The following is a 14,691-nucleotide window of genomic DNA, read 5'->3' on the forward strand; positions in this document are numbered from 1 at the left end:
TCAAAAGGCATCCTGGCCCGCACACAGGCCTGGCGCAGCAGGTAATCCACACAAAAAACTCAATACCCCCGCAGATCACATATCTGCGGGGGTTTCCTTCTCCTTATGCACCCGCTCCGCAAAATCCATAAACGCACGTATGATCTTGACGTCACGACGCTGGGAAAGGGAAATCATGCTCTCACCCATTTGCAGATTCACGCCCTTCAATTTGATTTGCCGCAATCGATCATCGTGCCCATATTCCGCCTGAGAAACAAAACCGATACCTGCACCCGAGGCAACAAGTTCGCGAACGGCCTCTCGGCCTTCAGCAACAATCGCCGGGTTTAACCTGATACCTTGTTTCTCGGCGGCTTCTTCCAGTTTCTCGCGTGTTTTTGACCCGTGCTCTCTGAAAATCAGGGGCAACTCGGCAAGCTCCTCCAGGGTCAGGGTGGGTTTGGATGCCAACAGCACGCCCCGGGCAGCAAAGGCCACAATTTCAGTGGACCCCAAATTCAATACGTCCATGTCCTTGCCAGGAGACAGGCTGCCAACAACGCCGATTTCCGCATTGTAAGACCGAAGCTCTTCCAGGATTTCTTCGGTGTTGCCGGATCGCACAGTGATCGTGATTTTCGGATATTTCTTTTGGAACGAACCCAGAAAAGACGTCATGTGATGCGCTGAATCGGCAATAATCCTTAATTCACCATCGATCGCGGCTTTGGTTTCAGAGAGGTAGTCCTCAATCTGATCTTCGATCTCGAAATATTGTTTTGTGAATCTGTAAAGCTGTTCGCCTTCGGGCGTCAGGTTCACGCGTTTTCGTTCACGCTGGAACAGCAGCAGGTCGTGATCCTGTTCCAGTTTTCGGACCTGCTCGGAAATCGCTGGCTGGGTCAGATACAAAGCCTCTGCCGCACGGGAGAATCCCCCATGTTTGGCCACGTAATGAAAGGCTTTCAACTGGCTGTGTCGCATGGCAGTTCCCTGTAGATGCGTTCATAGGCTGCGCTTATGATTAGATTGATAATTGCAATTTCACATATAGCAAGCGTTGCTGCAATTGTGTTCCTGAAAACGCTGTTCTGGAGCCTGGTAATGACGCCATCCAAACCAAAATTAGAGCAACCGCGCCTTGGTGAACCCTACCTTTTGACGCCCGGTCCTTTGACAACGTCCTACGCGGTCAAAGAGGCAATGTTACGTGACTGGGGTAGCTGGGACGATGATTTCCGCGCCATGACGCGGGAGGTGCGGTCAAGCCTGCTGAACCTGCTTGGCGAGGGTGCCGACGCGTTCGATTGCGTACCGATGCAAGGCAGCGGATCGTTTTCCGTCGAGGCGATGCTGGCATCCTTTATTCCGCGAGACGGAAAGGCGTTGGTATTGGCAAATGGTGCCTACGGGCAGCGTTCAGCACAAACGTTGCAGTACCTGGGTCGTGATCATGTTGTGTTGGACAAAGGCGATTACCTGCCGCCGAGGGGTGATGAGGTTGCGCGCATTCTCGCGGATGACCCGGACATCACGCATGTCGTCGCCATTCACTGCGAAACCAGCTCGGGCATTCTGAACCCGGTCGAAGAGATTTCGGAGGTCACATATGCCGCCGGGCGCAAGCTCTTGATTGACTCGATGTCCGCCTTTGGAGCGATTGAGCTCAAACCAACTGAAATTCGTTACGAGGCCATGGTGTCTTCGGCGAACAAATGCATCGAGGGCGTTCCGGGTTTCGGGTTCATCGTGGCGCGCAAGACCGAGCTGGAAGCCGCAAAAGGCAACAGTCAATCGCTGTCTCTGGATGTGTATGCGCAGTGGGCGCATATGAACAAAACGGGACAGTGGCGGTTTACCCCGCCGACGCATGTGGTTGCGGCCTTCATCGAGGCACTTCGGGCGCACACTGCCGAAGGCGGTGTTGCAGGTCGAGGCGCCCGCTATACCCGCAACCGGGACGTCATGGTCGCGGGCATGCGGGAACTGGGTTTCGAAACACTGCTGGATAATCGTTGGTTGAGCCCGATCATCGTTACCTTCTTCTGCCCGGCTGATGAGAATTTCGTTTTTGATCAGTTCTATAACCGGATGAAAGAAAAAGGGTTCATTATCTACCCGGGCAAGCTGACTGTCGTCGACAGTTTCCGCGTCGGTTGCATCGGCCAGATGGACGAAGATGTCATGCGTAAAGTTGTGATCGCTGCAAAAGAATCTCTGGAAGAAATGGGCGTGACAAGCGCTGCGCCTCCTCTCCGGGCACTGGAAGAACGCGCCAAGTTGGCCGCATAAAAATCAAGGAAAACACAGATGACCATTCAAACCCCTGTCGAAGCAAATGAGCGCGTCTACCCAACGCCGAAGGTGCCCGCAATTGCCATCTGCCTTGATGGATGTGAACCTGAATACCTCGACGTGGCGATTGCGAAAGGGCTGATGCCCAACCTCAAACGGATGCGGGAGGAAGGTACAGACCGTCTGGCGCATTCTGTTATTCCGTCGTTCACCAACCCCAACAATCTTTCGATTGCCACCGGGCGTCCGCCGATCGTGCATGGAATCTGCGGCAACTACCTTATTGATCCCGACACCGGTGAAGAGGTTATGATGAACGATGTCCGCTTCCTGCGCGCGCCGACCATCTTCTCACAGTTCTATGATGCAGGTTTCCGCGTGGCGATGGTAACCGCCAAGGACAAGCTTCGCGCGCTGCTTGGTGCCGGGCTGAAGTTTGACGAGGGCAGGGCGGTTGCATTCTCTTCTGAGCGTTCGGGCGAAACGACGCTTGAGGAACATGGCATCGACAATGCCAGCAAATGGTTGGGCATGGACGTGCCCGAGGTATACTCGGCCGAGCTGTCGGAATTCGTTTTTGCTGCTGGCGTCAAGCTGCTGAAAGAGTTCAAGCCCGACGTCATGTATTTGTCGACTACCGACTATATCCAGCACAAGTTTGCACCCGATCAAAAGGGCGCACTTGATTTCTACGCCATGTTCGACCGCTATCTGGGCGAGTTGGACGCATTGGGGGCCGCCATCGTGGTGACGGCTGATCATGGCATGAAGCCTAAGCACCTGGCAGATGGATCCCCTTCGGTCGTCTATGTGCAGGACCTGATGGACGAATGGCTGGGCAAGGATGCGGCGCGGGTCATCCTTCCGATCACTGACCCCTATGTCGTGCATCATGGTGCACTGGGTTCGTTCGCGACCGCTTACCTGCCGGATGGCGCGGATCAGAGTGACATCATTGCCAAACTCAAGGCGACCGAAGGGATCACCCATGTGCTGACCAAGGCTCAGGCCATTGAACGGTTCGAATTGCCCGGTGATCGGATTGGCGACATTGTGATGGTTTCTGGCGAAAACATTTGCATCGGAACGTCCGAGCATCGCCACGATCTGGCAGCGCTCAAAGAGCCCCTGCGCAGCCATGGTGGTTTGACGGAACAAGAAGTTCCCTTCATCGTGAACCGTGTCATCGACCTGCCAAACCAACCCGTGCTGCGCAACTTTGATGCCTTTTTCTACGCAACTACAGCGGCGGCACAGTAAGCCATGAAAGACCAGACCATGTCGAAAATCGAAGTACGTAACGAAGGAATGCGGATCGGTGGCGAAATCGTCTTTACCGATGAAACCATTCCTGTTCTTTACCCGTACACCAACGAGGTCGTGGGCCATGTTCCCGCTGGCACCGCAGAACACGCACGCAGGGCATTCGAAATCGCGGCGAATTACAAACCTAAACTGACCCGGTACGAGCGCAGCCAGATTTTGCAGCGCGCAGGCGAGCTGATCGGCGAGAAACGCGATTACCTTGCGAAATGGCTGACGTTGGAGCTGGGCATCTGCCACCAGCATGCGATCTACGAAACCAAACGCGCACAGGATGTTTATCAGTTTGCGGCGGCTGAGGCGCTAAAGGACGATGGCGAGATCTTTTCCTGCGATCTGACCCACAATGGCAAAGCCCGCAAGATTTTCACCACCCGAGAGCCGGTGAAAGCAATCAGTGCGATCACCCCGTTCAATCACCCTTTGAATATGGTTAGCCACAAAATCGCGCCGTCGATTGCGACCAATAATTGCATGGTTTGCAAGCCCACGGAACTGACGCCGCTGACTGCGCTGACATTGGCCGACATACTTTATGAAGCAGGCCTGCCGCATGAGATGTTCCAAGTGGTGACCGGCTGGCCGGCTGACATTGGCGATGAGATGATCACCAATGAACATATCGACATCATCACCTTCACCGGGGGTGTGCCGGTGGGCAAGTTGATCGCTGAGAAAGGCGTCTACAAGCGGCAGGCGCTGGAACTTGGGGGTAACGATCCTCTGATCGTTCTGAATGACCTCAGCGATGCGGATTTGGACAAAGCCGCAACAATTGCAGTGGCGGGTGCGACCGGAAACTCCGGTCAGCGGTGTACGGCAGTCAAGCGCATCCTCGTGCAGGAAAGTGTGGCCGACAAGTTTGTGCCGCTGGTTCTGGAGAAGGCCAAGAAGATCAAATTCGGCGATCCGCAAGACCCCGAAACCGAGCTGGGGTGTGTGATCCACGACAAAGCCGCGGAGATATTCGAGAACCGCGTTCTGCAGGCTGAGAAAGAGGGTGCAGAAATCTTGTATCACCCGGGCCGTCAGGGCGCATTGCTGCCGCCTATCGTTGTCGACAAGGTTCCCCATGACAGCGAGCTGGTGATGGAAGAAACTTTCGGTCCTATCGTGCCGATCGTGCGCGTACCAGACAACGACGAAGAGGTGATGGCGATCTCGAATTCGACCGAGTTCGGCCTGTCTTCGGGGGTATGCACCAATGACCTGAACAGGGCCATCGCCTTTATCAACGGATTGAATGTCGGCACCTGCAACATCTGGGAACAGCCGGGTTACCGCATTGAAATGTCACCCTTTGGCGGCATCAAGGACAGCGGAAACGGGGTGAAAGAGGGCGTTATCGAGGCGATGAAGTTCTTCACCAACGTCAAAACCTATTCGCTGCCCTGGCCCAACTAAACCTTGCGTCCTTTCCCCACAGACGGGAAGGACGCTTCAAATCCTCCCTGATACTGGCGGGCCTTTTGGGGCCCGCATCTTTTGATGACAGAAATGAGGAGCGGACATGCCACAGATTGTCCACACGGAAGGGGAATCAAACACATCCGAAGCGCGCAAGGCATGGTTGCAAAAGTCCATGGGACCGAAGTCGGCACCTCTGCTCAAACGCGATGCGGATGTGTTCCTGCATCAATCTCTGTCATCACCCTGCGTCAGCACTATTGCAAAGGCCGAGGGAATCTGGATCGAGGATATGGAGGGTCGCCGGTACATGGATTTCCATGGCAACTCGGTGCATCACATAGGCTATGGGCACCCGCGTCTGATAGCCGCCATCAAAGCGCAACTTGATGATCTTCCTTTTGCACCCCGCCGCTTTACCAATGACCCGGCAGTGGATTTGGCAGAAAAACTGGCAGATATCGTGCCTGGCGATCTGGGGAAGATGCTCTTTACCACTGGCGGCTCTGACGCCAACGAGGTTGCCCTCAAAATCGCGCGTGCCGCGACCGGTCGGTTCAAAACAATCAGCTTCTGGGATGCCTTCCATGGCGCGGGCTTTGGCGCCGCAAGCGTCGGTGGCGAGGCGACGTTCCGCAGTCATATCGCGGGCCCCCTCTTGTCGGGCACTGAACATGTCGCGCCCTTCGCCTGCTACCGTTGCCCATACAATCACGCGGGACCGGAAACCTGCGGGTTGGCCTGCGCGAAAATGGTCGAATATGTTCTGGAGCGTGAAGGAGATGTGGCCGCAGTCATAGCCGAACCGATGCGCGCGGTGCCCTATGTACCACCGCCGGGGTTTTGGAAATCCGTGCGAGAGGCGTGCAATCGTCACGGCGCGCTTTTGATCATGGATGAAATCCCGACCGGCCTTGGCAAAACCGGCAGGATGTTCGCCTTTGAACATGACGAGATCATTCCCGACATTGTGACGCTTGGAAAAGCGCTTGGCGGTGGTATCCTGCCCATTGCCGCTTGTGTTGCCCGCAAACAATTGGACGTCTGCGGAGATTTTGCCATCGGTCATTACACACACGAAAAGAACCCGGTCACCGCGCGGGCCGCTTTGACAACACTTCAGATCATCGAAGATGAGGGGTTGGTTCATCGGTCGGCCACGCTGGGTGAGCACGCAATTGGTCGTCTGATGGACGAACTTCAGAACGTACCCACCGTCGGAGACATCCGGGGAAGGGGTTTGATGTTCGGGGTCGAAATCGTTGATGATCGCGTTGAAAAGATACCGGGCAATGCGCGTGCCGAACGGATTTACTACGCCTGTCTGGAGGCCGGTTTGAGCTATAAGATCAGTCAGGGATGCGTTCTGACATTGTCGCCGCCGCTGACCATCTCACAATCGGATCTGGACCACGCAATCGACATTGTGATCGCTGCTATCAAGGCCGAGAGTTGACACGTCGGATCAGTCAAAACTCGGCAGTAAGTAAAAAGAGGCTAGCCGAGACAGCGATGAAGACCCCAAAGTGCGACGTAAGACAACGAGTCCGATGGCGCACGGCGTACAATAGAATTTGGAATTGGCCGATGGCGTTGTAATATCCAACTGCACTCAGGCTTAAAACGCTGACGAAAGTAACGGGAAAGGCAAAATCTTCAATTCGGCCTCTGGTACAAATGAGACTGAACAAACTGACGGGATTACAGGAACTCAAAATCAACAGAGCGGAGTCTTTCATGGTATCGAATGTAGTTCAGAAGCTGAAAGACCTTTTGTTGCTGTGCTTTACAGATCGCAGCCCGTCGCCTTTGCAAAAAACTGAGAAACAAGATGCCGTTCAGCAGGCGACTACTTTTTACCTGCCATAGGGTATTCAATCTCCCTTTGCCGCGAGATCTTTGAATACAAATTTCACCAACTTGCCCCTGCCTTCATCCATTCAGCTTCTTTGACAGAACTGGGAGCGCAGAAGCTCTGTTGGTGATCCAACGGTTCGCTAAGTTCTATGACCTGCCGCCACGACGCTTGTCGGGAACGCGAATTGAAAATGTGGCATCTGACTCTGCAGGGGCAGATGCCTTCGAGCTGTACGGGTGTTCAGCGCAAACCCGCCACCGAGTTACCAAGGTGGCGGGGCAGGTTATCGTTGCGACATTTCTTTCGGATCAGAGCTTAATGCGGAAGGCTGCGAAACCGTCGGCGCCTTCCCCGGCGTCCTCGATTGCCACACCTTTGACGTCGCCCATATAGTCGCGGGCTTTTGGACCCGTCTCGAACAACACCGTGGTGTCCTCCAACGGTGAAAACGACCAGTTGGCATCCGCTTTGGGATCGATTGTGCCCTGTTCGACAATGTAGCGAACAATGACGTCGCGGTTGGTGTCCGGTGCTTCGAACACGATCGTGTCGCCCATTGCGCCCGGGAACGCGCCACCACCGGATGCACGGTAATTGTTGGTGGCAATGATGAACTCCATGTCATCCGTAACAGGCGCGCCATTGAAGGCAAGGTTCACGATCCGTGCTGCGTCGGGGTTCACCTCTTCGCCCTTTGGTCCAAAGCGCGACGGTTGCGACAGGTCGATCTGATAGGTCACACCGTCCATCACGTCGAAATTGTACGACGGGAACTCGGGGTTCAGAAGGATCGCATCCTTGGACCCAGCTTCAACCTGATTGAACATACCGGCCGAGCGTTCCAGCCAGCCACGCACCTGCGCCCCGTTCACGCGAACCGCACGGACGGTATTCGGGTAGAGGTACAGATCGGCCACGTTCTTGATGGCAACGTCCCCGACCGGGACATCGGTGTAATACTCCGGACCGCCGCGGCCACCAGCCTTGAACGGTGCTGCCGCAGACAGGATCGGCAGCCCTTCATGCTCGGTGCCTTTCAGCATGTCTTCGACATACCATTTCTGCGCGATCGAGACGATCTGCACAGACGGATCATCCGCGACCAACGCAAAATAGCTGTGCAGTGGGGCCGAGGTCTTGCCGACCGCGCGTCGAACATAGGCCAGCGTTTCGTCATGAGCTTTCGCAACCGATTCCAGAACCTTCTGATCATCTTCGACCAGAGCGGTGATTGATCGATCTTCGTTACGTTTGGATATCGGGCGCGCCTCGGAGGTTGTGGTAACGACGCGCCATTCATTGCCGTCCCGTTCCAAAAGCAGGTCCAGCAGGCCAAGATGCGACCCCCAGAAACCGCCCATGACGGCAGGTTTGCCCATCAGCGTGCCTTTTTCCACGTCGATCCCGGGGCGGTCAGCAAATGTCGGTGACGGGAAAACCAGGTGATTGTGGCCGGTGACCAGCGCGTCGATCCCGTCGACCCCTGCCAGAACCACCGATGCGTTTTCCATGCCGTCCTCATGATCGGCCCCCCCGATCCCCGAATGCGACAGGGCGATGATCAGGTCACATCCCTGTTCCTTCATCTCGGGTACATAGGCCTGAGCCGTCTCGACGATATCGCGGGCCTGAACATTGCCCTCCAGGTGCCTGCGGTCCCAGTTCACGATTTGTGGCGGGGTAAAACCGATGACACCGATCCTGATCGGATGTTTGGTGCCGTCGCCCATCTCGATTTCACGGTCGAGGATGGCATAGGCCTGAACAAGGGTCTTGTCGTCACGCGGGTTTGCACCTTTTTCCTTGGCGACGTTGGCCAGAACAACAGGGAACTCGGCACCGGCCAAAGCCTTGTTCAGGAAATCCAGACCGTAGTTGAACTCGTGATTGCCCAGCGTCGCGGCATCATACCCGACCGTATTGAAGGCCGTGATGATGGGATGGCTGTCGCCGTCCTTCATGCCGCGCTCGTAAGCGATGTAGTCGCCCATCGGGTTACCTTGCAGAAAATCGCCGTTGTCCACCAAGAGCGAGTTTGTCGCCTCAGATCGGATTTCGTTGATGATCGACGCTGTGCGGGACAGGCCCACCGTGTCGCGGGGTTTGTCCGCATAGTAATCATAAGGAAACACATGGACATGGATATCGGTGGTTTCCATGATGCGCAGATGCGCCTGATTATTGGCCGCCGCCACCGAAAACGGATGCAGGGTAATTGCCGCCGCACCAGCGGTTGTCGTGGCAAGGAAGCGGCGTCGTGAAATTGAAGAACGGCTTGAGAAAGACATGGGTCACCTTTCAGGTTTGTGGTCAACGCGTCTTTTTGCCTGTAATTCGCAACATCCATATGAAACAGGTTGCCAGCGCTTTATACGCGTCATGTGTAGGCGCAATGCCAGGTACAATAGCCCAACTTCCTGTACTTGATAAGACATGGCAGAAGGGGAACCCGTGCCCTGCGATTGCCAAGACAATGCCTCACAATCAGTGCTTTGCGACATATCCAACCCGCATCATGTTGGCTGCTATCCACTGACCCCAACCGTGTGGATGGGACAGCCCGGTTATCGACGTCCCGCCCCCAGGACAATAAGCTCTTTCGGGAAACTGGTCAGTGATTGGCATCCATCTTCTGTGACCAAGACGTCATCTTCAATACGGACACCGAAATTGCCCAGGTCATACAGACCCGGTTCGTTGGTCCAGACCATGCCTGCGCGCATTACCTGGTTGTTTCCGCGCATGATATATGGAGCCTCGTGCACATCCCGACCCAATCCGTGGCCTGTCTTGGTGCGGATGCGATTGGCGAAAGGGGATGCTTCAAGAACGCCGATGACTGCATCATCGATATCATGGGCCGTCACACCGGGGCGACACACGTTCAGACCCATCTGATTTGCTCGTAATACAGTTTCGTAGACAGCCTTGCCCTCATCTGAGACTTCGCCAACGAAAAAGGTTCGCGTGATATCCGCGACAAATCCATCCTTGCGCGCGCCAAAGTCAAAGAGCAGCGCGTCGCCGGTTTGAATCCGATAATCCATACGCGCTTTCCCGTGCGGTCGGGCCGAGTTGTCGGCAGCGACCACAATCGGTGTAAAGGCCAGTGAATCGGCACCTTCGGCAAACATTGCCTGGATCAAATCCTGTTCGATCTGTTTCTCGGTCTGACCTGCGTGTACCGTTCCGATAACCCGCTCAAGCGCACGTTCCGAGATGGTGATCGCAGCTTGCATGGAGGCCACATCCTTGCTGGACTTGATCAGTCGCAGGTTCGAGATTTGGTGTTCCGCATCAGTAATTTGTAACCCAGGCATAGCTTCGGTCAGCGCGTCAGAGACAAAAACACGCATGACCTGTCCTTCAACTGCAAGGGACGCGATGCTCAGGTGGTTCGCCAAAGCGGTGAAAGCCCCTTTGTAACCCGCCTCATCCCGCCAATCGAATACCGCTCCTTCGAACCTTAATTGATCCCACGAGCCAAGTTCCAGATTTGGAACAATGGCAGCGGGTTCTCCTGATGCGGGGATCACAACCACGATGGGGCGTTCGTTAGTCATGAAAGACTTGCCCATGGCTCGGTCGAAATTCGGACCCGGCACCAATGCCACGGCATCGACAGAGATTTCACGGGCCAACCGGCGATATTCTGATAAATCTGGCATCCTTACCAACCCTTATTGTGACCAAAACCACCCGCTTCGGCGATCTCGGCAAATCTTATTTTTCTTACGCCACACGCGAACCGTCATTGGTTTGGTATTCTGACAGTTGGAAACGTTGCCAATCGTTTCGCCGCACAGCAGTATACAGCCCGGCCAATAGTTCGGTTCGTGTTTCAGATTGCAGTCGTCACTTTTGTCAGCCACCTGAGCAGCCTCATCTGACTGGTCCAAGTTGATTGTTAGTGCATCATCGGCCTGTGATCCATCGGGATGATGGTTTCAGGTGCCGGCGGGCGATAGCCCAGTGCACTGTGGGGGCGTTTTGTATTGTAGTGTCTCCTCCATTGTTCGATCAGGATTTGTGCTTCGCGCAGGCTGTAGAAGATTTCGCCGTTGAGTAGTTCGTCCCTGAACCGGCCATTGAAGCTTTCGCAGTATCCGTTCTCCCACGGGCTCCCAGGTTCAATGTAAGCCGTCTGGGCGCCAACTGCGGCGGTCCAGTCTCGGACAGCCTGGGCGACAAATTCTGGCCCATTGTCTGAACGTATGAAACAGGGTGCCCCCGAAGTATGAACAGATCCGTCAGGGCGTCGATCACGTCGACCGAGTTCAGCTTGCGCTTCACTCTAATCGCCAGGCACTCCCGGCTGTGCTCATCAAGGATGTTCAGCGTCCGGAAGGCTTTGCCATCGTCGGTTCGACAATGGACGAAATCATAGCTCCATACATGATTGCGATACTCCGGCCTCAGCCGAACACACGAGCCATCGTTCAGCCAAAGCCGTCCTTTCTTCGGTTGTTTCACTGGCACTTTCAGCCCCTCTCGTCGCCAAAGCCGTTCAATTCGCCCATCGCTGACAGACCATCCAGCCTCTCTCAGCAATGCAGCGATCCTGCGATAGCCATATCGGCCGTATTGACGGGTCAGCTCGATCATGTCGGCCACCAATCGGTCTTCGTCTGCGCGACCTTGTGGGACACGCCGTTGCGTGGACCGGTGTTGTCCAAGCACGCGGCAGGCGCGTCTCTCGGAAACGTTCAGTTGGTTGCGAACATGGTCAATACAAGCACGACGACGAGCGGGGCTCAGTAGTTTCCCTTCGCGGCTTCCGTCAGGATCAGCTTGTCCAACGTCAGATCGGATACCGCACGTCGCAGTCGCTCATTCTCTTTCTGAAGCCGTTTCAGTTCTTTCAACTGATCTACGCCCATTCCGCCGTACTTCTTGCGCCAGCGGTAATAGGTTTGTTCAACAACGCCGATCTGCCTGATCGCATCAAGACGGGACATGCCTTGCCCCATCAGAACTTCAACCTGCCGTAACTTCGAGACAATCTCTTCGGGCTTCGGTCGCTTGTTTGCCATTCGTGGTCCTCCGTTTCCTAAACATAGCGGTGGACCAGCTCAGTTGGGGAGGCTCAGCACCGTTTGATTTCTTCTTGGAGGGCACGGCACGGGGCGGCGCATTATTGCGCCCTCAGCCGCCGGACAATGCGGCAGCGATCAGAAAGGCGGTTGTATCCCAAGTCTTAGAAAGACATGGTTCAGGTCCCGAATGGGAAGTGCCAATACCTGCGGTGGTAACCGCGGCGAAAGCGGTTTAGGAACGTCGGGTTGGTACAGCGACGTTGTTCAAAGCTGACGTTAATTCTCTTGCAACGAGCGGCAGAAATAGTCCGCGGACTGTGAGTTCGTCGACGACCAGATTTCGCAGTCGCAGCGAATGGCGGCAATGCGGGCTGCGACCGCAGCATTCTGACCAGTGGGTGAATGGCCGCAAAGCGACCGAACCGGTTCGAGTAAATCAGCTATGCTTGCGCAAGGTCCGTTAGACGTGTGGGGTGAGCCATCAAAACCCGACGCAGAAGCGATACTTGTTCCGTTGCTACGCTACGTCGAATCGAACCGAGACCGTCAATCCGGGTGAGCTGTTTGTAGCCATTAAGAGCGCCGAATGATGATCTGCGATAGCCTTCACCAGTGCCAGTCCTAAACCATTCCCAACACTATTTCGTTCGCTTTTAAGCTTATAGAAAGGAACAAAGAGCTTTCCCAGAGTGTTTTCGGGAACGCCGGGACCATCATCAACCACCGAGAGCGTAACGATGCCGTCTTCTTTTTCAATAAGCAGGCGAACTCTGGAATGCTTTGGGCAGTGATCGATAGAGTTCTGCAAAAGGTTTACGCAAAGCTGTTTCAGCATACCTTCATCGCCTTCGATCAGGGAACGCGCTGATTGGTTCTCAACAAAATTCAGGCTTTGACCCTTAGCCTCCGCAAGTGGAATCATCGTTTCGACTGCTTCTCGACCCAGCCTATTCAAATCTAGATAGCTGAACGCTTTTGGACTGTTACCTTCTTCGATACGGTTGATCCGCAAAACAGTTTCAAAGGTCCATTTTAGACGGTCAAGTTCAGACTGAATATTGTTGATCACCTCTAGTGGCTGACCTTCGGATTGAAGCGTGTCTCTCGCTTCCTGAAGCGCGATGTAAGCATGAGTGAGCGGGTTCTTCAAATCATGTGCAATTGATGCAGCCGTCGATCGAGTCGTGGACATCAAAGCTGTCAGGTTGTCGAGATGTCGGTTCATCAACCGGGCAATCCGGTCTATCTGATCGTTGTTCTTACTGACTGAAAGCCTCGCTTTAACATCACCTCTTGAGACTTTGTTTAGCGTCTTCGCCATTTGATCGAGTTTGCGATATGTTCTTATGCTGGAGATGTACCCAACCAACAAAGTGCACACCGTTGCTCCAAATCCGATTGCAACCAAAGACCACGCCAGCGAACGAAGCGTGCTTTTCACAAAGGCAAGATCGCGGCCAACCACAACTACAAATCCACGGTAGGTTTGCACGTTGACACGGTGGATACGTTTTTCCCCACCCAGATCTATACCATCGTCTTCGATTTCTCCCCATCCTCTAAAGGACGGGTATTCGTCGATATTTCCCGCCAGACGCTTCCCCTGGCTGTCGAACAGGCCAATCAAACTGGTGTCGAATGGCAACCAGAGGGTCGCGTCATCAATCGCTTGTACAACATCTGAATCGTTGTCGTTATCGTCCAGAATTTCCTGAATGAAACGCATTTCGTCGATCAACAACGAGTCCATTTCCCGTTGCAAATCGCCACGAATTCTTTCGAACGTTAAAAAAGCCAACGCTGTAACTGAAAGTAGTATTACTACAGCTGCATACAACGCTGTCGTAAACGCTGCTCCAGAGACAATGTTTGAGCGCTTCATTTGTTTTTCATCCGATTATAGTGGCGACCGCATGTGATTTGGCTAACGGCAAACCCTTTCTGGCCAGTCAAGCGAGTGATCCGAGGGTTTTAGCTGAAAAACTAGCGGGAAAATGGGGAAATTAGCTAAATTTGTCGCACCATTGGAGATGCGAGACCAATAAAGCACACGAATGTCAATGCTCTCAACTCCCAGCTCCGTTTGATTGAGCACACCCGAACACTTTCAAAAAACTATGTGCGGTGTTGCTCGCCTGATACGGCGGCCGATGGAGCCTTGATTTCCGAGAACTTGCAGCGCTCCCTTCCGAGGGGGTGGAGGGGAGCGCTGCTTTGACTGAGGGAAGCAAGCGTGCGAGTGAGTGGTCCGTGTCCTCACGGTTCCGGTGGCACCCTTCAGGAGGGTAACGAGTGCTTCCTCAGTCGAGTATTCGGTTTCAGTTCCAACCTTGACGGCATCTTCTGCAACGTTTCCTTGCCATCCGGCTTTCATCAACCTTACGTTTTTGAAAAATAGTGCGATCTTCCCCCTGGATCATTGAGTTTTCGATGTTGTTCACCCACCTTTTGTGCACTGTCCGTGATCTTCGACAGATGTGGCACCGTGCGTGGACAGCTCATAGGTCATGGTTGGGAAATGAAGCGCCAAGGTCCAGACTTCGTCGGTCTTGATGTGGATGAATGTTACTCCGTCCAGCCCGTGTGCGACGGAGGCTACGCCTTCTGTGTTTTGCACAATCAGGCGCGCTTCTGAGCGGTCAGCACCCTGAAAGACCTGGATGATTTCACCATTGGTTTCTGACGTGCACAGGTATTCTGTTTCGTCTGCGATCGCTGCAGACGCAGGCAAAAGTGCCATTAGGAGTATTGCTTTCATCGTCATTGTTTTTCCGTTCAAAAGGTTGGGCT

9 protein-coding genes and 1 pseudogene are annotated in these 14,691 nt (G+C 54.3%); 4 read left to right on the plus strand and 6 right to left on the minus strand.

All coding sequences use genetic code 11. From position 1 onward, the window contains the following. Nucleotides 1-75: 75 nt before the first annotated feature. Nucleotides 76-966: a LysR substrate-binding domain-containing protein gene (locus ACR0J7_RS16180; protein ID WP_480484611.1), complete on the minus strand. Its 891-nt coding sequence runs from the start codon at nt 964-966 to the stop codon at nt 76-78. 120 nt (nt 967-1,086) lie between these two features. On the opposite strand from ACR0J7_RS16180, the gene ACR0J7_RS16185 reads away from it, so the two are divergent. From ACR0J7_RS16185 to pbfA, 4 genes are all read left to right on the plus strand, one after another. After that, a complete protein-coding gene (locus ACR0J7_RS16185) occupies nt 1,087-2,274 on the plus strand; it encodes a 2-aminoethylphosphonate--pyruvate transaminase (protein ID WP_480914924.1) in 1,188 nt (395 codons plus the stop codon). Nucleotides 2,275-2,292: 18 nt separating this feature from the next. Then, nucleotides 2,293-3,537, plus strand: a complete 1,245-nt coding sequence (phnA, locus tag ACR0J7_RS16190) for a phosphonoacetate hydrolase (RefSeq protein WP_480484613.1) — start codon at nt 2,293-2,295, stop codon at nt 3,535-3,537. 3 nt (nt 3,538-3,540) lie between these two features. Further along, complete coding sequence (gene phnY, locus ACR0J7_RS16195) at nt 3,541-5,004, plus strand: phosphonoacetaldehyde dehydrogenase (protein ID WP_480477695.1); 1,464 nt, start codon at nt 3,541-3,543, stop codon at nt 5,002-5,004. Nucleotides 5,005-5,110: 106 nt separating this feature from the next. Next, complete coding sequence (gene pbfA / locus ACR0J7_RS16200) at nt 5,111-6,463, plus strand: (R)-1-hydroxy-2-aminoethylphosphonate ammonia-lyase (RefSeq protein WP_480901152.1); 1,353 nt, start codon at nt 5,111-5,113, stop codon at nt 6,461-6,463. 710 nt (nt 6,464-7,173) lie between these two features. Here the strand turns inward: pbfA and ACR0J7_RS16205 are convergent. The 5 genes and pseudogenes from ACR0J7_RS16205 to ACR0J7_RS16225 all read right to left on the minus strand — a co-directional run bounded on the left by ACR0J7_RS16205 (nt 7,174) and on the right by ACR0J7_RS16225 (nt 14,665). Further along, nucleotides 7,174-9,153 (minus strand): bifunctional 2',3'-cyclic-nucleotide 2'-phosphodiesterase/3'-nucleotidase, encoded by a 1,980-nt coding sequence (locus ACR0J7_RS16205; protein ID WP_480901155.1) that lies wholly within the window; start codon nt 9,151-9,153, stop codon nt 7,174-7,176. Nucleotides 9,154-9,429: 276 nt separating this feature from the next. Then, nucleotides 9,430-10,533: a M24 family metallopeptidase gene (locus ACR0J7_RS16210; RefSeq protein ID WP_480774566.1), complete on the minus strand. Its 1,104-nt coding sequence runs from the start codon at nt 10,531-10,533 to the stop codon at nt 9,430-9,432. Between the two features lie 239 nt (nt 10,534-10,772). Further along, nucleotides 10,773-11,898: pseudogene (locus tag ACR0J7_RS16215) on the minus strand (IS3 family transposase). 520 nt (nt 11,899-12,418) lie between these two features. Next, nucleotides 12,419-13,783: a sensor histidine kinase gene (locus ACR0J7_RS16220; protein WP_480508209.1), complete on the minus strand. Its 1,365-nt coding sequence runs from the start codon at nt 13,781-13,783 to the stop codon at nt 12,419-12,421. A 555-nt stretch (nt 13,784-14,338) separates the two neighbouring features. Then, a complete protein-coding gene (locus ACR0J7_RS16225) occupies nt 14,339-14,665 on the minus strand; it encodes a hypothetical protein (protein WP_480774574.1) in 327 nt (108 codons plus the stop codon). Nucleotides 14,666-14,691: the final 26 nt, after the last annotated feature.

This window comes from Ruegeria sp. O4, from assembly GCF_056535125.1.